At 40.5% G+C, this 21,898-nt stretch carries 22 protein-coding genes and 11 tRNA genes; 30 read left to right on the top strand and 3 right to left on the bottom strand.

Features of this window, described 5'->3' with window-relative positions; all coding sequences use genetic code 11:
• The first annotated feature begins 150 nt into the window (after positions 1–150).
• Entirely contained in the window at positions 151–1,533 is a 1,383-nt protein-coding gene (locus tag ACWF5P_RS26230) for a UDP-N-acetylmuramoyl-tripeptide--D-alanyl-D-alanine ligase (protein ID WP_434168302.1), read from the top strand.
• Between the two features lie 52 nt (positions 1,534–1,585).
• On the opposite strand, the gene ACWF5P_RS26225 is transcribed toward ACWF5P_RS26230, so the two are convergent.
• Positions 1,586–2,737: a SpoIIE family protein phosphatase gene (locus tag ACWF5P_RS26225; RefSeq protein WP_434168303.1), complete on the bottom strand. Its 1,152-nt coding sequence runs from the start codon at positions 2,735–2,737 to the stop codon at positions 1,586–1,588.
• Positions 2,738–4,102: 1,365 nt separating this feature from the next.
• On the opposite strand from ACWF5P_RS26225, the gene ACWF5P_RS26220 reads away from it, so the two are divergent.
• The 3 genes from ACWF5P_RS26220 (at position 4,103) to ACWF5P_RS26210 (ending at position 7,742) form a co-directional block, all read left to right on the top strand.
• A complete protein-coding gene (locus tag ACWF5P_RS26220; protein ID WP_181762276.1) occupies positions 4,103–5,602 on the top strand; it encodes a DEAD/DEAH box helicase in 1,500 nt (499 codons plus the stop codon).
• A 162-nt stretch (positions 5,603–5,764) separates the two neighbouring features.
• Positions 5,765–6,286, top strand: coding sequence for a PH domain-containing protein (locus ACWF5P_RS26215; protein ID WP_452445503.1), 522 nt, complete (start codon positions 5,765–5,767; stop codon positions 6,284–6,286).
• Positions 6,279–7,742, top strand: coding sequence for a PH domain-containing protein (locus ACWF5P_RS26210; RefSeq protein WP_434168305.1), 1,464 nt, complete (start codon positions 6,279–6,281; stop codon positions 7,740–7,742). Before ACWF5P_RS26215 ends, ACWF5P_RS26210 begins: the two co-directional genes overlap by 8 nt.
• 26 nt (positions 7,743–7,768) lie before the next feature.
• Here ACWF5P_RS26210 and ACWF5P_RS26205 read toward each other — a convergent pair whose 3' ends face one another.
• Positions 7,769–8,359, bottom strand: coding sequence for a rhomboid family intramembrane serine protease (locus ACWF5P_RS26205; protein ID WP_101225987.1), 591 nt, complete (start codon positions 8,357–8,359; stop codon positions 7,769–7,771).
• A gap of 108 nt (positions 8,360–8,467) precedes the next feature.
• On the opposite strand from ACWF5P_RS26205, the gene acpS reads away from it, so the two are divergent.
• The 14 genes from acpS to ACWF5P_RS26135 all read left to right on the top strand — a co-directional run bounded on the left by acpS (position 8,468) and on the right by ACWF5P_RS26135 (position 19,810).
• Positions 8,468–8,818, top strand: coding sequence for a holo-ACP synthase (gene acpS, locus ACWF5P_RS26200; RefSeq protein ID WP_101225986.1), 351 nt, complete (start codon positions 8,468–8,470; stop codon positions 8,816–8,818).
• 243 nt (positions 8,819–9,061) lie between these two features.
• Positions 9,062–10,066 carry a LolA family protein gene (locus tag ACWF5P_RS26195; RefSeq protein WP_350300957.1) on the top strand — a complete coding sequence of 335 codons (1,005 nt, stop codon included), beginning with the start codon at positions 9,062–9,064 and terminating at the stop codon, positions 10,064–10,066.
• 242 nt (positions 10,067–10,308) lie between these two features.
• Entirely contained in the window at positions 10,309–11,472 is a 1,164-nt protein-coding gene (alr, locus tag ACWF5P_RS26190; protein WP_434169590.1) for an alanine racemase, read from the top strand.
• A gap of 162 nt (positions 11,473–11,634) precedes the next feature.
• Positions 11,635–11,916 (top strand): CopG family ribbon-helix-helix protein, encoded by a 282-nt coding sequence (locus ACWF5P_RS26185; RefSeq protein WP_034306380.1) that lies wholly within the window; start codon positions 11,635–11,637, stop codon positions 11,914–11,916.
• Positions 11,917–11,923: 7 nt separating this feature from the next.
• Positions 11,924–12,274 carry a type II toxin-antitoxin system PemK/MazF family toxin gene (locus tag ACWF5P_RS26180; protein WP_034306610.1) on the top strand — a complete coding sequence of 117 codons (351 nt, stop codon included), beginning with the start codon at positions 11,924–11,926 and terminating at the stop codon, positions 12,272–12,274.
• A 412-nt stretch (positions 12,275–12,686) separates the two neighbouring features.
• Positions 12,687–13,514, top strand: coding sequence for an STAS domain-containing protein (locus tag ACWF5P_RS26175; protein ID WP_434168306.1), 828 nt, complete (start codon positions 12,687–12,689; stop codon positions 13,512–13,514).
• Positions 13,515–13,516: 2 nt separating this feature from the next.
• On the top strand, positions 13,517–13,873 hold the full coding sequence (locus ACWF5P_RS26170; protein ID WP_048682053.1) for an STAS domain-containing protein: 357 nt from the start codon (positions 13,517–13,519) through the stop codon (positions 13,871–13,873).
• A gap of 3 nt (positions 13,874–13,876) precedes the next feature.
• A complete protein-coding gene (locus ACWF5P_RS26165; RefSeq protein ID WP_101225983.1) occupies positions 13,877–14,278 on the top strand; it encodes an anti-sigma regulatory factor in 402 nt (133 codons plus the stop codon).
• Positions 14,279–14,287: 9 nt separating this feature from the next.
• Positions 14,288–15,298, top strand: coding sequence for a PP2C family protein-serine/threonine phosphatase (locus ACWF5P_RS26160; RefSeq protein WP_101225982.1), 1,011 nt, complete (start codon positions 14,288–14,290; stop codon positions 15,296–15,298).
• A 59-nt stretch (positions 15,299–15,357) separates the two neighbouring features.
• A complete protein-coding gene (locus ACWF5P_RS26155; protein WP_434168308.1) occupies positions 15,358–15,690 on the top strand; it encodes an anti-sigma factor antagonist in 333 nt (110 codons plus the stop codon).
• Positions 15,687–16,160: an anti-sigma B factor RsbW gene (gene rsbW / locus ACWF5P_RS26150; RefSeq protein ID WP_034306366.1), complete on the top strand. Its 474-nt coding sequence runs from the start codon at positions 15,687–15,689 to the stop codon at positions 16,158–16,160. Before ACWF5P_RS26155 ends, rsbW begins: the two co-directional genes overlap by 4 nt.
• Positions 16,138–16,926, top strand: a complete 789-nt coding sequence (gene sigB, locus ACWF5P_RS26145) for an RNA polymerase sigma factor SigB (RefSeq protein ID WP_137020608.1) — start codon at positions 16,138–16,140, stop codon at positions 16,924–16,926. Before rsbW ends, sigB begins: the two co-directional genes overlap by 23 nt.
• A complete protein-coding gene (locus ACWF5P_RS26140) occupies positions 16,923–17,534 on the top strand; it encodes a PP2C family serine/threonine-protein phosphatase (protein ID WP_230178895.1) in 612 nt (203 codons plus the stop codon). The genes sigB and ACWF5P_RS26140 overlap by 4 nt, the downstream gene beginning before the upstream one ends.
• A gap of 92 nt (positions 17,535–17,626) precedes the next feature.
• A complete protein-coding gene (locus tag ACWF5P_RS26135) occupies positions 17,627–19,810 on the top strand; it encodes a Tex family protein (RefSeq protein ID WP_452445502.1) in 2,184 nt (727 codons plus the stop codon).
• Between the two features lie 58 nt (positions 19,811–19,868).
• On the opposite strand, the gene cmpA is transcribed toward ACWF5P_RS26135, so the two are convergent.
• Complete coding sequence (cmpA, locus tag ACWF5P_RS26130; protein WP_089364909.1) at positions 19,869–19,988, bottom strand: cortex morphogenetic protein CmpA; 120 nt, start codon at positions 19,986–19,988, stop codon at positions 19,869–19,871.
• Positions 19,989–20,071: 83 nt separating this feature from the next.
• Between cmpA and ACWF5P_RS26125 the strand changes: the two genes are divergently transcribed.
• The 12 genes from ACWF5P_RS26125 to ACWF5P_RS26070 all read left to right on the top strand — a co-directional run bounded on the left by ACWF5P_RS26125 (position 20,072) and on the right by ACWF5P_RS26070 (position 21,802).
• On the top strand, positions 20,072–20,536 hold the full coding sequence (locus ACWF5P_RS26125; RefSeq protein WP_101225978.1) for a SprT family protein: 465 nt from the start codon (positions 20,072–20,074) through the stop codon (positions 20,534–20,536).
• A gap of 147 nt (positions 20,537–20,683) precedes the next feature.
• A tRNA-Asn gene (locus tag ACWF5P_RS26120) sits at positions 20,684–20,758 on the top strand.
• 7 nt (positions 20,759–20,765) lie between these two features.
• A tRNA-Ser gene (locus ACWF5P_RS26115) sits at positions 20,766–20,856 on the top strand.
• A gap of 17 nt (positions 20,857–20,873) precedes the next feature.
• Positions 20,874–20,945, top strand: a tRNA-Glu gene (locus tag ACWF5P_RS26110).
• Positions 20,946–20,970: 25 nt separating this feature from the next.
• Positions 20,971–21,046, top strand: a tRNA-Asp gene (locus tag ACWF5P_RS26105).
• 78 nt (positions 21,047–21,124) lie between these two features.
• Positions 21,125–21,199, top strand: a tRNA-Gln gene (locus ACWF5P_RS26100).
• A 9-nt stretch (positions 21,200–21,208) separates the two neighbouring features.
• Positions 21,209–21,284, top strand: a tRNA-Lys gene (locus ACWF5P_RS26095).
• A 9-nt stretch (positions 21,285–21,293) separates the two neighbouring features.
• A tRNA-Leu gene (locus tag ACWF5P_RS26090) sits at positions 21,294–21,375 on the top strand.
• Positions 21,376–21,433: 58 nt separating this feature from the next.
• Positions 21,434–21,519 (top strand) — tRNA-Leu (locus tag ACWF5P_RS26085).
• A gap of 18 nt (positions 21,520–21,537) precedes the next feature.
• Positions 21,538–21,614: transfer RNA gene (locus ACWF5P_RS26080), tRNA-Arg, on the top strand.
• 7 nt (positions 21,615–21,621) lie between these two features.
• Positions 21,622–21,698 (top strand) — tRNA-Pro (locus ACWF5P_RS26075).
• Between the two features lie 30 nt (positions 21,699–21,728).
• Positions 21,729–21,802: transfer RNA gene (locus tag ACWF5P_RS26070), tRNA-Gly, on the top strand.
• Positions 21,803–21,898: the final 96 nt, after the last annotated feature.

Here is a 21,898-nt window from a genome sequence, read left to right as displayed (position 1 = left end):
ATGCAGGTAATGTATCAGTAAACTCCACAATCCATCAAGCATTTATTTGATGGATTCCAATCAGCAGGAACCGGTGCGATTTAAACTGGTTTCTGCTTCGTTTGGTTAATGGAGAGCGATTAACGGTCCGATGAATGTAGGAGGAACAAAATGATAAAGAGAACGTTAAAACAAGTACATGAAATGGCAGAGGGATTGAATGATATCAGTCCATTCCAGTCCGAAGGGATTAATGGGGTCACCATCGATTCAAGAACGGTTAAGGAAGGATGTTTGTTCATTCCGCTTAAGGGTGAGCAGGTTGACGGCCATCAGTATGTCAAGCAAGCTTTAGAGCAAGGAGCTGCGGCTTCTTTTTGGCAAAGGGATGTTCCGAATCCTCCTGATGATTTACCGATAATCATTGTCGAAAATACCGAGAAAGCACTTCAGCAATTGGCGCGTTCTTACCGTCGGCAGTTGAATATAAAAGTCATTGGGATAACAGGCAGCAACGGTAAGACGACTACGAAAGATATGACGGCTGCGCTGCTGGCCACTACCTATAAAGTTCATAAAACAAATGGAAACTTCAATAATCATTTAGGTTTGCCACTAACAGTGCTTTCTATGGCAGAGGATACTGAAGCGGCTGTGTTGGAAATGGGAATGAGCAGCCGCGGTGAAATCGAGTTCTTATCCAAAATGGCAAAGCCTGATGTAGCGATCATTACCAATATCGGTGAATCACACTTATTGGATTTAGGATCACGCGAGGAAATCGCGAATGCGAAGTTGGAAATTGTCGAAGGTTTGGCGAAAGATGGAACGCTGATATATCATGGTGATGAACCATTGCTCCGCAATCGTATCAAAAAGGATTTTCCTGATTTAAACGTAATATCTTTTGGACGTACGGAACAAAATGATTTATATCCGCAGACCATTAGCCAAGGGGCAGACAGTACCACGTTTAAAATCGCAAGCGGTGATAAGGAAACCAATTATGAGATACCCGTTTTAGGCAATCATAATGTTCTTAATGCGTTGGCGGCAATCTTGGTTGCTAAAGAATTCAATGTGGATGATTCAGCGATCCGTAAAGGTCTGTCGACCATTCAATTAACGAATATGAGGATGGAATTGGTCGAGGGCGCGAAAGGGCAGAAAATCATCAATGATGCGTATAATGCCAGCCCAACTTCAGTTAAAGCAGCAGTGGAGTTGGTTGAGGGCTTATCTGGATTCGAGAAAAAGATACTTGTATTGGGAGACATGTTGGAGTTAGGGCCACAGGAAAAAGACTTTCATTTCAAAATTGGTGAATTGATTTCCAGTGAGCGGATCGATAAGATCTTCACATTTGGTCCTTTAGCCGAGTTTATTGCCAAGGGAGCGAGCAAGGCGTTTTCATCGGAGCAGCTTCGTCCTTTTCAAGATAAGCAGAAGCTTATAGAGGAACTAAAATCATCCACACAGAAAAATGACATCATACTTGTTAAAGCTTCTAGGGGCATGAAGCTGGAGGAAGTCGTTCAAGCTCTGCAAAAATAAAAAAACATAGAAAAGGCCGTTTCTTTTTTTTGAAACGGCCCTTTTATCGTGCTTAAAAAAGTGTCCCGGCAATAATGCAGATGTCATCGTTAATGACTGAATGCCTCATCCTTGAGACCAATAGCTCCTGAAGAAGGTCTTGTGTATCGAGATGGACATTTTCGATAAATTCCCTTTCGATATGGTCAGATCGGTCAATGGCGGAAGGTAGGGGCGTTTTAGAGAGTCCATCTGTATAGATGATGAAACGGCTACCTGGTTCATACTGAAAGACTATTTTTTTAATGGGCAATTCGGGAATCAGTACGTTTGGGGTGGCTCCTTCGTTCAAATTGAGAATTTGATTGGTGCATGGGGAATACAAAAAAGCTGAAGGAAGTCCGTAATTCACATATTCGATGAGCCGATCCTTTGTATTCACGTATGCGATGAAGGCAGTAATGCGAGCATGGTTTTTGTTTTCCCGATTAACTCCTTGAAATAAATCCCGCATTAGTTTATCCAGTTCCTTTGTTATGAAAATGGGGTCTTTTACACGTTTGATAAGGTCGGGGATCAATGTGCGTATGGACATGTTTATAAGTGCTGTATGAATGCCCTTTTCGAATACATCGATCATGATGAAGCCGTATATCCTGTCATCAACCTCCGTCCAGTAAAATAAATCCCCTGACAATTCACTTGAAGGCTGGGAAAGGCCTTTGACCTCTATATCTTCATTATTGATCGACAAGGGTAAACCTGAAAGTTGAATGCCCTTTGCAATTTTCAGGCTCCTTGCTGATTTTTGGTGTATCATTTCAAGCTCTTGCCCCTTCATTTTTGCCGAAAACAGTTGCATGCTGATGTTTCGGAGTGACTTTAATTTAATCCGGATTTCCGCTGAATCGGCAGGGACCGCCATGGTTTCATAAAAGGTCTTTTCTGGTAAGTCCGGAGGGGTCTCCATTCCTGAAGTGCGTTTGTAAATGAATAAGATAGGAATTTCGTGAGATTCAGCCAAGGCGAACAAAGAAGTTTGCTGCCAAGAGTCTTTTGATAGGTGTAAAGGTAAAATAAATAATGATTTCATTAAGTCTGTTGAATTCTTGAATAGATGACTTTGATTGAGTGGATCTTCCAAAAAGGTGACTTTCTTGTTCATTTTCTTTAAGATTCGACCAAAATCCTTACATAAAGGAACATTTATTGTGAATATGTTCATATAACCCCCCGTTATTTTGTTGATAGGTCAATCATACTGCATTTAGACTTATTTTCTATAATTTTTAAGCAAAAAGATGGAATTTTCAAAAATCGGATGCTCCCATATACCTGTAAATTCAATGGGAATTCATGATAAGTCCTTTCTTTTTCCAACGGGGGGAACCGTGGAATGTTCATCATTAAAACTAATCCTTCCTGAAAAAGGTTTGTTGAAACTATTTGATTTAAACACATATCATATATAAATGGATGATCGTTTTGTGAAAAATTTAAATGGATACAGTAAGTCGACAAGAGGCCGGAATGCTCTCATCCCGAACCATGATTTTAACAGGACTAAGTTACTGTTTTGTGAAATCCTCCTAAATGGATTCTGAAACCACTGGAACGGTTTTTAAATAAAAAAACTATAGGCAAACTCGCTTTCTTCGAATTTGTCTAAGCTTGAATCCACTTACGCATAAATGGATATAGTAAAACGGTGATCCTATTGATGAAATAATCAGTCCATGTGTTTTTTAACCCATTATTGAATGAACAAGCTATATTCTTACTCAAAAGTGTCACGGCTGCATATTTAACAGGAAGAAATGACTAATTTCTTCATTTTTGAAACGGTCTAAAGTTTTTAGTAACTCTGAATGGGGCGATATCCTTTATTGCATTAACAGTTTGAAAATGGTAATATGAGTATTGAGTTTAAATGTCTTATCATTGATGATTATTTAAAATTAATCAGGTTGAGGCAACAAAATTGTATGTTCTTACATGTTTCATGAGTTCATTCTTGAGATTATTTTAGATTAAATAGGCCTCGCGTCTGGTCATATATAAAAGCTGCATCTCTTGGCGGCTTTAGTAGCTATTGGGAATCAAAGCCGCATTTTAGCGATTTTCCACTTCTGCAAATCCTCAACGCACCGGGCCTGTTTTGTATAAGAATCTTGGCTCTCGTCAAGTTTTGTTCATGCAGCCTTTTTAAGTCTGATGAATAATAGGTGCAGCAGCCCTCACCTGAATAAAACGGTGAAACACCCGTTTATGCTACTTTTAATTTTCCATATTGAATTTAATTTTGGTTACATGTACTTTTAAAAAGATGAGCGTATGTAAATGATAAGTCTACACGTGCGCGAAGTTAAAAATGCCAGTGAATGTCCGTACTGGTATATTTCCTTTTTAAAAAATCATATTGAGTTCATTTGAACTAAAAGGCAGACATACTTTTAGGTGATAATGATAAACTTTTTATAAGAGATAAAGAAGAACATCCGTCATGATGATGAGGATTTGAACTAAAACATCTGTGCATGATCCATGAATGCACGTGTAAATTTACGATATAAAAAGGAGTACGAAAACATTGACATTGTTTAGCGAATTAGGATTAGATAGAACGTCCATGAAATCAATAGAAAAAATGGGATTTGAAGAAGCGAGCCCGATTCAATCCCAAACGATACCTCTAGCACTTGAAGGTAAAGATATAATCGGTCAAGCGCAAACAGGAACAGGTAAAACAGCAGCATTCGGTATTCCATTGATGGAAAACATCGATATTAATAACGAAAACGTGCAAGGGATTGTCATTGCACCTACACGTGAGCTTGCGATTCAAGTTTCCGAGGAGCTTTTCAAGCTTGGTTACGGAAAACGCGCTCGTGTACTTGCAGTTTATGGTGGACAAGACATCGACCGTCAAATCCGTGCTTTAAAGAAAAAACCACATATTATCGTTGGTACGCCTGGTCGTCTTTTAGACCATATCAAACGTAAAAATATTAAATTAGGCGGAGTTCACACTGTAGTTCTTGATGAAGCCGATGAAATGCTTAACATGGGATTCATTGAGGATATCGAATTGATCCTTTCAACTGTTCCTGACGAAAGGCAAACATTGCTTTTCTCAGCTACAATGCCTGATCCAATCCGTAAAATTGCTGAAAGATTCATGCAGGAACCTGTTCTTGTTCGTGTGAAAGCAAAAGAAATGACAGTGGATCGTATCGAACAATATTACTTGGAGTTAAAAGAAAGTGAAAAATTCGATACACTTGCACGCCTTTTCGATATTCAAACACCGGATCTTGCCATCGTCTTCGGACGTACGAAACGCCGTGTCGATGAATTGGCATCTGCATTGAATATCCGCGGTTATATGGCTGAAGGCATTCATGGTGACCTTAGTCAGGCAAAACGCCTTTCTGTATTGAAAAAGTTTAAAGACGGCAGCATCGATGTACTCGTTGCTACTGATGTGGCTGCACGTGGACTTGATATTTCAGGCGTTACTCACGTATACAACTTTGATATCCCTCAAGATCCGGAAAGCTATGTTCACCGTATTGGGCGTACAGGACGTGCGGGTAAACATGGTATTGCCATTACGTTTGTAACACCAAGAGAAAGAGGCCAACTGCATGCAGTTGAACATACAACGAAAAAACGTATGGAGAAACTTAAGACTCCTACGTTAACTGAAGCGTTGGAAGGTCAACAAAAAGCAGTAACGGAAAAAATCCTTAATACAATCGAGAATGAAGATTTAACATTATACCTTGGTCAAGCGGAAGAATTATTACAAAAACATAGCGCAGCTGATTTAGTTGCAGCTATGCTTAAATCAATGACAAAAGAACCGGATCAAACGCCTATCAAGTTAACGGAAGAATCTCCATCTCCAATGCGTCGCAATCGCGGAGGAAGCAGTTCTTCTAGTAACAGACAGCGCAATGGCCGCAGTTCTTCAGGCAGAAAAGATTACGGTAGCGGATCGAGTAAACGCCCAAGCACGAACCGTAAATCGAATGGATACGGAAACCGCAGCACGAGCCAAAAAAGAGAAAAAACGAATAAGATTTAATTGAATTGGAAATGCCGCTCATTTGAGCGGCATTTTTTTATGTGCATCTCCAATGCTATGGTATCCGAATGGTAAAGGTTTTTTTGTGGGATGCTCAAAGCCTTTGTTTGGAAAGGGGTTAATTTCCAGTATTTAATTATAGTATAATGGATGAAAGCAAGGATGGATGATGATTCAATTAACAATACCTGTCCGGAAGAGGAGAAGCACATGGAACCTGAAAATCGCATATCGAATAAGGCCTTGACCGTATGGAAAATCAGTGGTCTCATAAGCTGTTCAATAACCTGGATTTTAAGCATCGCCGTACTCGTGCTTACAATCATTTTTGATTGGACATATTGGGTGTTTGGAACGTTGATCATAATTTCGATAATCCAATCCTATCTGGCCATATTTCTGATTCCATCGGTGAAATGGAAGAGGTGGCGTTACGAAGTAAGAAATACCGAAATTGATATCCAAAGTGGCATTTTCGTCATTAAAAGAACACTCATACCCATGATAAGGGTCCAGCATGTTGAAACGAAGCAAGGGCCATTATTGAGAAAATATGATTTAGCCTCCGTTGAAATTTCCACTGCAGCGACCCTTCATGTTATCCCAGCCTTGGACCTTGCAGAGGCAGATGAATTGCGGCAATATATTTCGAGAATGGCAAGTGTGGAGGAAGAAGATGTCTGATCCTAAAAGGCTTCATCCAATAGCTGTATTGCTTAACATCATTAAATCGATTAAGGAGTTAGTCATCCCTTTTTTATTAGTGGTCGTCATTCCTGGGAAGAATGAAGGAATTCCTGGATGGGTACAACCGCTGGTCATTGCCATTATTATACTTTTGCTGATAGTCATGGCATTCCTTCAATGGTTACGTTTTACATATCGCATAGAAGAGGGCGAATTCAGAATTGAGTCCGGGGTTTTCGTAAGGAAGAAACGGTATATAAAGTTTGATCGGATCCATAGCATAGATATATCAGAGGGCATCATCCAGAGGATATTCAGCCTAGTGAAGCTGAATATTGAAACGGCAGGCGGGTCTCAGGCCGATGCTGTATTATCAGCCATAAGCAAAAGTGATGCTGAACGAATCAATGCTTTTATAAGTGAAGAAAAAAATGCGAAAAATATTTTTGATAATGATAAAGATGAAGTTGCGAATAAAGGATATGCAGCTAAATCGTCTTCCGTTTTTAAGCAGACATTGCCGCAGCTATTCGTTATGGCTGCCACTTCGGGAGCGGTAGGTGTCTTCCTATCTGGGGCAATCGCTTTTATTTCACAGTTCGATGAAATGATACCTTTTGAGAGGATATTTAAGGATTATGAAGAGTTTATTGAAATGGGGACCATCATTCTGACCTTGTTTGCTCTGGTGGCTTTACTGGTGGTTTATGTACTGGCCACATTAAGTATGGTTATTAAATATGCTTCCTTTACCGTGTTAAAAACGGATGAGGAAATCGTTATTTCCAGAGGGCTTCTCGAGAAAAGACAGCTGACAATCCCTATCCATAAAATTCAAGGTATCCGGATCATGGAGAATTTGATTCGGAAGCCATTGGGATTGGCGACGGTTTATATTGAATATGCTGGAGGCAGTATGGAAGATAAAGAAAGTCTATCCATCATGCTGTTCCCTTTAATCAGGAAGAGGCATTTACATGAAAAAATCCTGGAAATTTTACCGGTTTATGAAACAACCATTGAGATGACACCGATACCTAAGCGTGCACTTTCCCGGTATGTGTTTCATAAGTTTCTGTACCTCATCCCGATCATCGGTGCCTTGGTATGGTTTTTAAGTCCTTGGGGTTATCTTTCCCTTTTGCTTGTACCGTTGACGATTTTTTGGGCTTACATGCAATATAGAGATGCAGGATGGAGCATAGATGGGGATTTGTTGCTATTGAGCAGCCGTTTTTTCTCGAAGCAAACATTGATCATGCAGAGAAGCAGAATTCAATCAATCACATATAAAAAAAGTTGGTTTCAAAATCGAAAAGAATTAGCAACGATTTCAGCGTCGGTCAAATCAGGAATCACCTCCCGGGTCGGCATGGTTGCTGATGTGGAAGAAAAGGATTGCCTAATAATTAAATCATGGTATTCACCTAAAAAAACAGTCGACTCCCAATGATTGAAGGGAAGAGTCGGCTGTTTGTCCTACCATTTTTTTCTTAAATATAATGGAGCTGTTAAAAAGCCGGTTGCCAGTCCAGCCAGATGACCGATAACGTTGATCTGCGGTTGTATGAAGGTCATGATGACGGCAATTCCGGTCAGTGTATATACTGTATTTCTTTCGTTGTTCGTAAAATTGGTTTTATTGAAAAGTACAAGATATAAAAAGAATCCGAGTAAACCAAAAATTGCTCCGCTAGCACCTACGTGGTTATATGTCAGTGGGTTAATTAGAAAGGTTGCGATATTGGCAAGGATACCAGTCGATAAAAAGAAGATTGAAAACTTGATGGTTCCAAGTAATTTCTCTAGGAATGGACCGAAGATGGCAAGGGAGAATCCGTTAAACAGTAAATGTGTAAACGTGCTATGTAGAAAGATGGGGGTGATCAAGCGCCACCATTGTCCATCAGCGATGTATAAGTTCACACCTGCGCCATAATAAAAGAGTACATTGCCGGGAAATATGGGGAAGAGGACAAGAACGAATACAATCATCATAATGAGTATGAGCACAGTAACAGCTCGATATGAATCTGCGTATTCGCGGAAGCCTTCTGTTCTTGTAAACATAAATTCCTCCTTGTTATCGTTTTTAATTAAATACAATATTATCATTTTCAGGTAAAAGAGTCCTCCTAATGATATGCAGCTTATTAAATTAATAGAAGAGGTGTCAAAGTGATTAAAGGTATAGGCGTGGACATTACTGAGTTGGATAGAATGGAAACACTGATTAATCGGCAGCCCCGTTTAAAGGAACGTATATTAACAGAAAAGGAAATCTTGATTTTCGAAAAGTTAAATGGAAGAAGGAAGGTCGAGTATTTTGCTGGGCGTTTTGCGGCAAAGGAGGCTTTTTCAAAAGCAAACGGAACAGGGATCGGTAAGCACTTATCCTTTTTGGATATTGAAATCATTTCGGATGATAAAGGAAAGCCGATGATTTCAAAGCCGTTTTCTGAAGGGGTCCATCTTTCGATTAGCCACAGCCGGGATTATGCGGTTGCTCAAGTCGTAATTGAAGGGTGAATGGAGTTTTGTCCAATCGGGTCATAAACCTTTAGGTTGTCTCATATACATTTAGTGCTATAGGGAGACAAGGCCCGGTAAAAGGTACATGGCAGAGTAGGTGCTCTCGAAAAGTTTTTAGCCGGACTGAGAAGGGGTCCGTGCCTAAAATACCGAGGAATCTAAGACATCAGTCGAGCCAATGTCCGGATCCTGCCTTTTCCTCTCCCTTTTACGTTCAAATGACAAAAAGGGGTTGAAAAGATGAAGAAGATGGTAATGCTTTTTGCAGGGATCATGCTCTTGCTTGCTCTTTCTGCTTGCGGCCAAAAATCACAGAGTGACGTAGTGAGTGAATTGAATGAGAAGCTTGGCGAAATGAAGGGATATAAAGCTAACGCGAAGATGACATTGAAGATGGGGACGGAACCTCAAGTGTATAATGTGGAGATTTGGCATAAGGACCCTTCTTTTTACCGCGTAAATCTGAAAAATGAAGAGAAGGATCAAAGCCAGATGATTTTGAAAAATGATGATGGTGTATATGTTTTGACACCAGCTTTGAATAAAAGTTTTAAATTTCAAAGCGAGTGGCCGGAGAACAGCAGTCAGGCCTATTTGTTCGAGTCGTTGGTGAAAGACATTACGGAAGATAAAAGTGCGACATATAAAGAAACGGATAAACATTATGTCTTTGAAACGAAAACACGCTACCAAAACAATAAAATGTTGCCATATCAAGAGATTACTATAAACAAAAAGGATTTATCCCCAGTCAGTGTAAAAGTCATGGACCCTGATAAGACCGCATTGGTACTAGTTGAATTCTCGAAAGTTAAATTCGATACGACTTTTGATAAGGATTCATTTGATATGAAGAAAAACATGACAAGTGCACAACTTGAAGCACCCGTTATGGCAGAAGTCCAAAATGAAGGATTTGCAGTGAAATACCCTGAGAATATTGGTGATATGAATTTAACGGAAGAAAAAGAAATTACGACGGAAAAGGGAGAACGTGTCGTTTTGACCTATGAGGGTACAAAAAGTTTTACATTAGTTCAGGAAAAAGCTGAGGTAGTTCAAACTTCCGTTTCGACGAATGTTAATGGAGAACCGGTTGATTTGGGTTATACTGTCGGGGCCATGACAGGAAATACGATTGCATGGACTTTTGAAGGTGTCGATTATATGCTTGCATCAAAGGATTTGACACAGGAAGAGATGATAGAAGTCGCCCGTTCGGTTGGGGAAGAACCAGTCAAATAGGATTACATAACAAGCTGATGTTTCCCGTCTCCTTATGAAGGTTTCTTCTGGGTAGGATAGGCGGGAAAGCAGCTTGTTGACATTTTTAATCCTTCCAACTGATTTAGGCTCGCAGCTGGGAAATTAGAATCAAGGTGAAAAAGCACTTTATCTTTCTGGCGGTTGGTTATAGAATGTTCCTATAATGAAACGAAAACTTCGCTACTGGGAAGAATCTTATTGTGAGTGTAGGAAAGAAGGAAATGGTCTTGGAAACGAAAATATTTCATCGAGATACGTGGGCAGAAGTAAATTTGGATAAAATTTTTGAAAATATCTCTTCAATGAAACAAAGACTGGGAAATGGCGTTAGTCTTTTCGCTGTCGTTAAAGCGAATGCATATGGCCATGGGGACTATGAAGTGGCCAAAACGGCGCTTGAAGCGGGGGCGGATTTTTTAAGTGTCGCTTTTTTGGATGAGGCTCTTGCCTTACGAAAAAAGGGAATATTGGCTCCGATCCTTGTACTTGGGGCATCAAGGCCTGAAAGCGCAGCTCTTGCTGCCGAGTATGGGATTTCCGTGACGGTTTTCGATGTAGCATGGTTGGAAAAGGCAAAGGATTTGTTGAAACCGGGACAAGTTTTGCAAATCCATGTAAAAGTGGATAGCGGCATGGGTAGAATCGGCATTCGTGATAAAGGTCAACTCATGAATGTGGAAAATTTGCTTGAGCGTGAAGCTTGTTTCAATTTCCAAGGGATATTCACTCATTTCGCGACGGCGGATGAAATGAAGACCGACTATTATGAAAAGCAGCTTGCTACATTTAAAGGGATGCTTTCCGTAATGACTGGAAAGCCTGAATATATTCATGCAGCCAATAGTGCAGCTTCTTTAAGATTCACCGATCCTGAATGGAATGCAATAAGAATGGGGATTTCCATGTATGGATTGAGTCCTTCCGTGGAGATGAAGCCGATATTGCCATACCCATTAAAACAGGCTATATCATTGAGAACGAAGATGGTTGCGGTTAAACAGCTTGCTAAGGGTGAAAGCGTTAGTTATGGAGCGACATATACGGCTGAAGGTGATGAGTGGATCGGGACTTTGCCAATCGGTTATGCTGACGGCTGGATCCGTAAGCTGCAAGGTCAGGAAGTTCTTGTGGATGGAAAAAGAGTACCCATAGTCGGGAGGATTTGCATGGATCAATGCATGATCAAGCTGCCTGGGCCATACCCTGTAGGAACAGAGGTCACACTGATGGGGAATGATGGGGATGAATCGATTACTGTCGATGAGATAGCGGCAAAACTGGAAACGATCAACTATGAGATAACATGTATGATTGGACCAAGAGTGCCCCGTGTGTATATAAAAGACAATCAGGTGAATCATGTACGCAACTTCATCTTGGAATGACCGGATTGTAAAAAAATCCTAAGATTGTGAATAAGATTTCCTTTATTATGCTGATAATAGGATTGAGAATAGAATATACTCTTTGCAGATAGGCATTTTAATGGTAATATTGAAAAGGATATATACAATAAAGGTGTGTAGTGATGGTGGAGGTGTATGTTTGTGTCTGAATCCAGCGCAACAAGAGAGATATTAATTCGATTACCTCAAAATTTTTTAACAGAGTTAGATGGGTATGCGAGTGAGGAAAATGTAAATCGCAGTGAATTTATTTATCGTGCCACAAAAATGTATCTTCGCGAACGTAAAAAGAAAGAGTTTCGCGAATCGATGAAACGCGGTTATATTGAAATGGCGGCCATTAACTTAACGATTGCTTCTGAAGCCTTCCAGGCTGAATTCGAGGCTGGTCATTGCGTTGAACGATTAGTTAGCGGAGGCTGAGCCATTGATTGTTGTTAAGCGTGGTGACGTATACTTCGCAGACCTTTCCCCGGTAGTTGGTTCAGAGCAGGGGGGGACCCGTCCGGTACTAATTTTACAAAACGATATTGGTAATCGCTTTAGTCCGACTGTGATCGTGGCAGCCATTACAGCTCAAATTCAAAAAGCGAAATTGCCTACACATGTTGAGATTAATGCAAAAAAGTACGGATTCGAGCGGGATTCCGTCATTTTATTAGAACAGATCCGGACAATTGATAAGCAGCGTTTAACTGATAAAATTACGCATCTTGACGAACCGATGATGCAAAAAGTCAATGAAGCTTTGCAAATTAGTTTAGGCCTCATTGAGTTTTAAAGAAAATTTTTCCCGTTAAACCGGGCGTTATTATAATACAAATCATTCTTGATGTTATTTAGATGGCACGATCCCTGCAACTGTGGGGATCGTGTTTTTTTTGTCAAATAACATTAACATATCCAAAAACTATACAGCAGGAAATATGAAAAATTTGACGAATAAAAACATTATACAGTTAGATATTGGATGGAACGTCATTGTTTTTTATAGTATCTCCCTAACTTTTCATTAATTGATGTTTTTCTTACCTGAATTTCGGGTATGTAGTTATTTTGTAAATACCTAAAAAAAAGCAAAAGTTAGTGGGGAAATTCAACAGAAATCCAAATGGAAATAACATTACAGTTAGTTAACATCCTTGTGACGTGGACAGGGAAACAAGGCAATTGTGTTAGAATGGGAGGATATTATGAATCAATTGGTTTACGATTTTATTAAGCAAAATCAAGATTACATCCTTACTGAGTGGATGGGCATCATGAAGGAAAGTACGGACGAAAGATTAATTAAAGTCGTTTCAGATCGAATGTTCACGCAAACTAGCAGTGAATTTATAGATATGATCATTACGAACGTTGATAGTAAAAACAAGGAATTCACATTGAAGCTTTCAGATTTTGCCGAGAAAGTCGTCCAATTGGGATGGCCTCTCACTTTCGTCAATGAAGGACTTCATAAATTCACGTTAATTGTCATAAATGGTATGGTGGAAAAGGGTCTTGTTACTCCTGGAAATCAAGTCAATCTTGTTAACCAATTGGATAAATGGGCCACACCGATAAATAATGAAATAGTCAATATATATACTCAAACTTGGGAAAGAACTGTTTCCATGCAAAAAATAGCGTTGCAAGAACTTTCGGCTCCGCTCATTCCTGTATTGGAAGGAATAACGGTAATGCCGCTGATTGGTACGATTGATACGGAACGTGCCAAACAGATAATGGAAAACCTGTTGACCGGCGTTGTTAAGCATAGATCAGAAGTTGTTCTCATTGATATAACGGGCGTGCCGGTCGTGGATACCATGGTTGCCCATCATATCATTCAAGCGGCGGAAGCAGTCCGATTAGTGGGCGCAAAATGTATACTCTGCGGCATCCGCCCTGAAATTGCTCAAACAATCGTTAATCTTGGAATTAATTTAAATGAAGTGATTACAAAAAATACATTGAAAAAAGGGATAGAAGTTGCGTTGGAATTAACGAGCCGTAAGATCGTAAAGGTGGAGGGATAAGTATGAGGATTCCGATATTGAAGCTTTATGACTGCTTGTTAGTCTCTATACAGTGGGAATTGGATGATGTGACAGCCCTTCAATTTCAAGAGGATTTACTGCATAAGATTCATGAAACAAGCGCGAATGGCGTTGTTATAGATATTACCTCAATAGATTTTATTGATTCTTTTATCGCAAAGGTATTGGGCGATGTCTTTAGCATGTCTAAGCTTATGGGGGCCAAAGTTGTAATTACGGGAATCCAGCCTGCTGTTGCAATAACATTAATTGAACTGGGAATTAGTCTCGATGATGTTCTGACAGCATTAGACTTAGAGAAAGGCCTGGAGAAATTACAACAGGAATTGGGGGATTAAAGAATGGAGTTCCAATCCTGCGTAAAAATCATAAATGAATGGGACATCGTAGCTGCAAGGCAGCTCGGAAGAAATGTCGCTAAAGAGTTGGGGTTCGGTACTGTAGACCAGGCCAGGATCACAACAGCCATTAGCGAATTGGCCCGAAACATATACCTATATGCTGGACAAGGCAGTGTTAGCATAGAAAAGCTAAATATAAATGGGAAGTCAGGATTGAAAATCATTGCAGAGGACCAGGGTCCGGGAATTGAGGATATCCGCAGAGTCATGGAAGATGGATATACCACCTCAGGGGGACTGGGCGCAGGTCTTCCTGGAGCCAAACGTTTAATGGATGACTTTGATATTGATTCGATACCAGGTGAAGGGACTAAGATCATCGCTACGAAATGGCTCCGTTAGGGGGGAAATATGGATATTAGGGAGAACATGGAGAAAAAGTATCATGAGGCGCTTTCTACTTATCTTAAAGACCAAAATGAGCAGGCACTCTACCAAGGACAAAAGATTAGCCGCCTACATATCAAATACAATATATCTCCAGAAGAAATCATCAGTATGCATAAAAATAACTTAATGGAACTTTACCCGGAATTACCGGGAAAAGTGTTGGATTCTTTCGATTTTCTGCTGGAAGTCATGATGGGCTACGGTATTGCATACCGTGAACATCAAAGCCTTAGACATCAACAGCAGGAACTGAAAACGGAAATCGAGATTGCGGCAAACGTTCAACATACTCTTTTGGAAACGAAAATTCCTGATATCAAAGCACTTGAAATTGGAGCGATCAGTGTTCCGGCGAGACAGATGAACGGAGATTACTATCACTTCGTCCAAGATGAAAATGATCGTATAGGAGTAGGGATAGCAGATGTCATAGGAAAAGGGATTCCTGCTGCATTGTGCATGTCGATGATCAAATATGCGATGGACAGTCTTCCCGAGCATCGTCATGAACCGAATAGTGTGCTTGAGAGTTTGAACCGTGTTGTGGAGCATAATGTGGATCCAAGCATGTTCATAACCATGTTCTATGGTTTATATGATCCGCATGATAGGCAATTTTCCTATGCTTCAGCCGGACATGAACCTGGCTTTTACTATGATGCCGCAACAGGTACTTTTAGTGATTTGGATGCAAAGGGCTTGTTGCTTGGAGTTGATAAAAAAACAAGGTATCGCCAATATGAAAAAACGGTGAATCGTGGAGACATGATCATTTTATTATCCGATGGGGTAACGGAATGCCGGACGTATGATGGGTTCATAGAAAGGGAAACACTTATCGGTTTCATTAAAAAGAATATGCATTTGCAAGCCCAGGAAATGGTGAATAATATATTTAAACAATTAGAGAAAATGCAGAACTTCCAACTGAGGGATGATTTTACATTAATAATTTTAAAATCAAATGTTTAGTATTGTTTCTGCTGGGTATAGATATAGGAATGAAGAGGATTTGAAGAGGTGGGTCAAGGATGAATATAACTGTAGATGTTAATGAATTAAATACTGAATTTGTTGTAAAACTAAAAGGTGAAATCGATGCCTATACTGCACCGAAATTAAGGGAATCACTATTTCCGATTTCAGAGCAGGATAATGTTTCGATTACGATTGATTTAACTGAAGTCTCTTATATGGATAGTACGGGACTTGGGGTATTTGTCGGTGCCTTCAAAAGCGTAAGGGCACATAATGGCGAATTCACATTAATTGGCTTATCAGAAAGGTTACGACGTTTATTTGATATAACAGGTCTTGCAGATATCATTGATATAAAAAGTGGTACAGAGGGTGGGTTAGAATGAGTCAAGTATATGATTACATCGAAATGAAAATACCTGCAAAACCAGAATTCATCGGTGTCATTCGTTTAACGCTTTCTGGGATAGGAAGCCGGATGGGATTTGCGTATGATGAAATTGAGGATTTGAAAATAGCTACCAGTGAGGCTTGTACAAATGCGGTACAGCATGCATATAAGGATTCTGAAAAGGGTGAAGTGAAAGTAAGTTTCGGCCTTTATCCTGACCGTCTGGAGGTCATGGTTTCTGATAGTGGCAAGAGCTGTAATTTCGAAGAAGTTCGTCAAGGACTCGGTCCATACGAAAATGGACAAAAAGTCGAACTTTTGAGAGAAGGAGGCTTGGGTCTTTACCTTATTGAAACTTTGATGGATGATGTTAAAATTCATCAGCATGATGGGGTTACAGTATTTATGACTAAGTTTTTAGAAGGAGAGCAGGTGGAGATGGATGCAAAAACAGTCTCAACCTAATCAGGCACAAAGAGAACAGGTAAATGAATGGATTAGAGCTTACCAGCAGAATCAAGATGATGAAGCACAGAGTAATCTAGTCATCCATTATAAAAGTTTAGTTGAAACAATCTCCCGCAAGTATGCGAAAGGGAAATCATTTCAGGAGGATATCTCCCAAGTCGGCATGATTGGTTTATTAGGTGCCATTCGACGATATGATGAATCTTTCGGTAAGAGCTTTGAGGCATTTGCCGTCCCTACTATAATCGGCGAAATCAAAAGGTTCCTTCGTGACAAAACATGGAGTGTCCATGTGCCAAGGAGAATTAAGGAGCTTGGTCCGAAAATCAGGGTGACTGTCGAGGAATTGACGACAACTCTGCATCGTTCACCAAGAATAGATGAAATAGCCGATAGTATAGGCGTGACTGAAGAAGAAGTTTTAGAAGCGATGGAAATGGGAAAAAGCTATCAAGCTTTATCTGTGGATCATTCTATTGAGGCGGATTCTGATGGCGGTACTGTCACATTGCTTGATATATTCGGGAATGTCGATGAAGGTTTTGAAAAGGTCAATCAGCGGCTTGTGCTTGAAAAGGTGCTGCATGTTCTGAGTGACCGTGAAAAGATGATCATTCAACATACTTATTTAGAGAATTTAAGCCAGAAAGAAGCTGGCGATAAATTGGGGATTTCCCAAATGCATGTTTCGAGGCTCCAACGCCGCGCGATCAAGAAGCTTCAAGAAGCCATTAATGCTGAAAACTCGGAGTTAATTCAGTGATCAAAGATATTCTGAGGGAAGAAAAAATAGAAGTCCTTGTCTCTCAATCGTCTAAAAACGGGATGGTTTATTGTGGTGATGATTACTTCTTTCTTCATACGAAAGAATACTTTGTGTGTGTCCTGGCAGATGGTCTAGGCAGCGGCAAAAATGCTTATGATTCCTCCCATGCCGTCATCGAGGAAGTTAAACGTAATCATGAGTTGGATGTAGAATCATTAATGGCAGTATGTAACCAGGTTTTAGTCGATAAGCGGGGGGCAGCCGTTTCGATTTTGAAGATTTTTTATGACAAGAATGAATTTGTATACAGTTCAGTGGGTAACATCCGCTTTTTTCTGTATAATCCAAGCGACGATAAACTTGTTTACCCTTTACCTGTTACAGGGTATTTATCCGGAAGGAAACAAACATACAGGACGCAGAGCTACAAATATGAACCAAATGCAAAATTCATCCTTCATTCCGATGGTTTAGAACTTAAGGGAGCTAAATCTTTTTTAAAAAGGCTGGTCCCTATCGATAAGAACGCACAGTGCATATTAAAAAGCAGTCCATTAACTGCAGATGATACAACTTTCATTTTAGGAAGCTTACTTTCGCCATAATTCGGAAGTGAGCTTTTTTGTATTGAATTCGCAACTTCATCACTCATTTGCTAGACTATACTTATTAGATCAAAAGGTTGGAGGTAAACATAATGATCGTTGTAGAAGATAAATTGAAAGAACTGATTAAACAAATATCCAATGAGCTAACTTTGAAAAATAATCAAGTCCAAAACGTCATACAGATGCTGCAAGAAGGGAACACTGTCCCTTTTATCGCTCGGTATAGGAAAGAAATGACGGGTTCGCTTGATGAAGTTCAGATTCGTTCCATCATGGAAAGGTGGAACTATCTTGAAAACCTTGGCCAGAGGAAAGCGGAAGTTACGCGTTCAATTGGTGAACAGGGAAAATTGACGGAAGAATTAACGATACAAATCGAGAAGGCAACAAAACTGCAGGAAGTCGAGGATTTATACAGGCCATTCAAACAAAAAAGGAGAACGAAAGCGACAGTTGCTAAAGAAAAGGGTCTTGAACCACTGGCCAATTGGCTTCTGGAATGTCCAATGCATGCCAGTGTTAGCGAAAAAGCTGCAGAATTCATATCGGCAGAAAAAGAAGTTTCTTCTATTGAAGAGGCTATTGCTGGAGCGCAGGATATCATAGCTGAACATATATCCGATGATGCAGAATTAAGGAAGTGGATAAGGGCTGAAATTTTCAAAGCCGGAAAAATGGTTTCAACTGTGAAAAATGAAGAGAAGGACGAGAAAAAAATCTTCGAAATGTACTATGAATACGAGGAGCCGGTTCAAAGGATCGTACCGCATCGGGTGTTGGCGCTGAATAGAGGTGAAAAGGAAGAAGTTCTGCGAATCTCCATTCAGCCCCGGACTGAAATCATCATTGGTCATCTTGAGCGGAAAATCATTAAAAATAACAAATCTGAAGCCCAAGTTGTTCTTAAATCTGCGATTGAGGATGGACTCAAGCGATTGATCCTGCCTTCTGTAGAACGGGAAATCAGAAAAGAGTTGACGGAAAAAGCTGAGGATCAAGCCATCCATATTTTCTCTGAAAACCTGCGGAACCTGCTCTTGCAGCCCCCACTTAAAGGGAAAGTGGTCCTTGCCCTTGATCCGGCATATCGGACTGGCTGTAAGTTGGCCGTCATTGATGAAACCGGAAAGGTTCTCGATATCAGTGTGATCTACCCGCATCCTCCTGCTGCGAAGCTTAATGCTGCCCGTGAAAAAACTATTGAAATACTTCAGCGGTTCTCGGTTGAAATCGTGGCAATCGGCAATGGTACGGCATCACGTGAATCAGAGCAATTCATCGCAGATATTTTAAAAGAAGTGAAAGGGAATATTTCATATATAATTGTTAATGAAGCGGGAGCCAGCGTGTATTCAGCCTCGGATATTGCCCGTGAAGAGTTTCCAGATCTTCAAGTAGAACAGAGAAGCGCCGTTTCGATAGGCAGAAGGCTTCAGGATCCCCTTGCTGAACTTGTTAAAATCGATCCGCAATCCGTGGGGGTGGGTCAGTATCAACATGATGTGTCCCAGAAAAAGTTAACAGAATCCCTCACCTTTGTAGTAGAAACAGCTGTTAACCAGGTGGGAGTGAATGTCAATACCGCTTCATCGTCACTTTTGCAATATGTAGCTGGTTTATCAAAATCGGTTGCTCAAAATATTGTGAAGAAAAGGGAAGTGGAAGGGAAGTTTTCAAGCAGGAAGGAATTAAAGAAGATTCCCCGGCTTGGTGCCAAAACATATGAACAATGTATAGGGTTCTTACGTATCATTAATGGAGATGAGCCTTTAGATCAAACGGCGATACATCCTGAGAACTACAGTGCCGTGAATAAATTATTAAAGAAAATGGGATTCACATCTGATGATTTAGGCAGTGATGCCCTGAATGAAGAATTAGGCAAACTAAATCCGGCTGATTTGGCCGAGGAATTGGAAATTGGGGAAATTACGATTAAAGATATCATAGATGATTTGATGAAACCGGGAAGAGATCCTCGGGATGAATTATCAAAACCACTGCTTAAGCAGGATGTACTAAAAATGGAGGATCTGCAAACTGGGATGGAATTACAAGGTACAGTGAGGAATGTTGTGGATTTCGGTGCGTTTGTGGACATTGGTGTTAAACAGGATGGACTGGTTCATATTTCTAAACTGAGCAACCGGTTTGTAAAGCATCCATTGGATGTAGTGGCAGTTGGGGATGTTGTGACGGTTTGGGTCGAACTGGTTGACTCCAAAAAACAAAGGGTATCTTTAACGATGCTCGAGCCAAAGGATCAAAAATAGCCTACGGTAAGCTCCTTCTATAGTAGAAGGGGTTTTTTTATATGGAGCAAAGTTGAATTTATAAACGGAGGCTTTCTTTTTTTTGATAAAAAAACCAACATTGATTCAACATCTTCACTTGATAATAATCCTTTTCATAAAAGGCTTTGCGGATTTGATTCTGGAACCAATTAGGCATAGCTTTTCCTCCCTTAGTTTCCTATTGTATTATTAGTCTATGTTATAATAGGTTGTCATGTTACCAAGGAAAGGGAGGGGGAAATGGATAATCGGCAATTGCAAAAACTAGTGGAAGAAATATCGTTGAAAGACTTTGAAAAGGCCTTTAGACACCAAGCCAGTTTTAATCCACGTCTCCGAACAACGGGAGGCCGATACTTGCTCCGTTCACACAATATAGAAATCAATAAGAAGTATCTTGATGAACGCGGTGTGGAAGAAATGATTGGAATCATTAAGCATGAATTGTGCCATTATCATCTGCACATCGAAAAAAAGGGGTACCAGCATCGTGATGCGGACTTTAAGCAATTACTCAAAAAAGTGGGGGCACCGAGATTTTGCGAGCCGCTGCCATCTAACCAATTAAAGAAAAAGATGAATACTATTCAATATAAATGTGAAGACTGTCAGCAGGTGTATATAAGAAAAAAGCGAATCGACACTACCCGTTTCGTTTGTGGTAAATGTCGTGGAACATTGATTTACCAAGGGTTTAAGGAGTAAAAAACAAAAATATAAAAAAACATAAAAGAACCCTTGACTTTAAGTTGCAACCTCTTTATAATCATAAGAGTCGACAAGATAACAACTTGTTCTTAACGACAAACACTAAGGTCCTTGAGCGTGAAAAAGGAACCCAATTTTCATTATTCCGCAGTAGCTCAGTGGTAGAGCATTCGGCTGTTAACCGAACGGTCGTAGGTTCGAGTCCTACCTGCGGAGCCATTTTTTTGGGGAAGTACTCAAGAGGCTGAAGAGGCGCCCCTGCTAAGGGTGTAGGTCGCGTAAGCGGCGCGAGGGTTCAAATCCCTCCTTCTCCGCCAGTTACATATTTTATCAAGGCCCATTGGTCAAGCGGTTAAGACACCGCCCTTTCACGGCGGTAACACGGGTTCGAATCCCGTATGGGTCACTTTCTTATACGTAATCAAAATACTGGTCCCGTGGTGTAGCGGTTAACATGCCTGCCTGTCACGCAGGAGATCGCGGGTTCGATTCCCGTCGGGACCGCCATTTTTTTAAAAAAACACTTGCTAAAATAATATTATCGTGATATAATATTATCCTGGTTGTTAATTAGTATTTGATTATTGGGCTATAGCCAAGCGGTAAGGCAACGGATTTTGATTCCGTCATGCGAAGGTTCGATCCCTTCTAGCCCAGCCATTTTATTTAGAGCCATTAGCTCAGTTGGTAGAGCATCTGACTTTTAATCAGAGGGTCGAAGGTTCGAATCCTTCATGGCTCACCATTTATTTTCGCGGGTGTGGCGGAATTGGCAGACGCACCAGACTTAGGATCTGGCGCCGCAAGGCGTGGGGGTTCAAGTCCCTTCACCCGCACTGATATTTTCTTCTTGACATCAAGTTGAAAAGGTGTTAAACTTACAAAGTCGCTTTCGCGGTCGTGGCGGAATGGCAGACGCGCTAGGTTGAGGGCCTAGTGGGGGAAACCCCGTGGAGGTTCGACTCCTCTCGGCCGCACCAATAACATCATAGAAATTAGCGCCCGTAGCTCAATTGGATAGAGCATCTGACTACGAATCAGAAGGTTGTAGGTTCGACTCCCGCCGGGCGCACCATATTTTACGGGAAGTAGCTCAGCTTGGTAGAGCACTTGGTTTGGGACCAAGGGGTCGCAGGTTCGAATCCTGTCTTCCCGACCATTCTTTCTGAAAATATTTTAAAAATTAAATGCGGGTGTAGTTTAGTGGTAAAACCTCAGCCTTCCAAGCTGATGATGAGAGTTCGATTCTCTTCACCCGCTCCATTATTGCTCTTTGAAAACTGAACAAAACAAAGCGCCAACGTTAAATTTTAAGTGAGCACACACTATCAAAAAAGCAAATGAGCAAGTCAAACATTT

Source organism: Peribacillus sp. NPDC055009 (assembly GCF_053608705.1).
The sequence above is the reverse complement of the archived record's forward strand: the minus strand, read 5'-3'. Positions and strand labels throughout refer to the sequence as shown.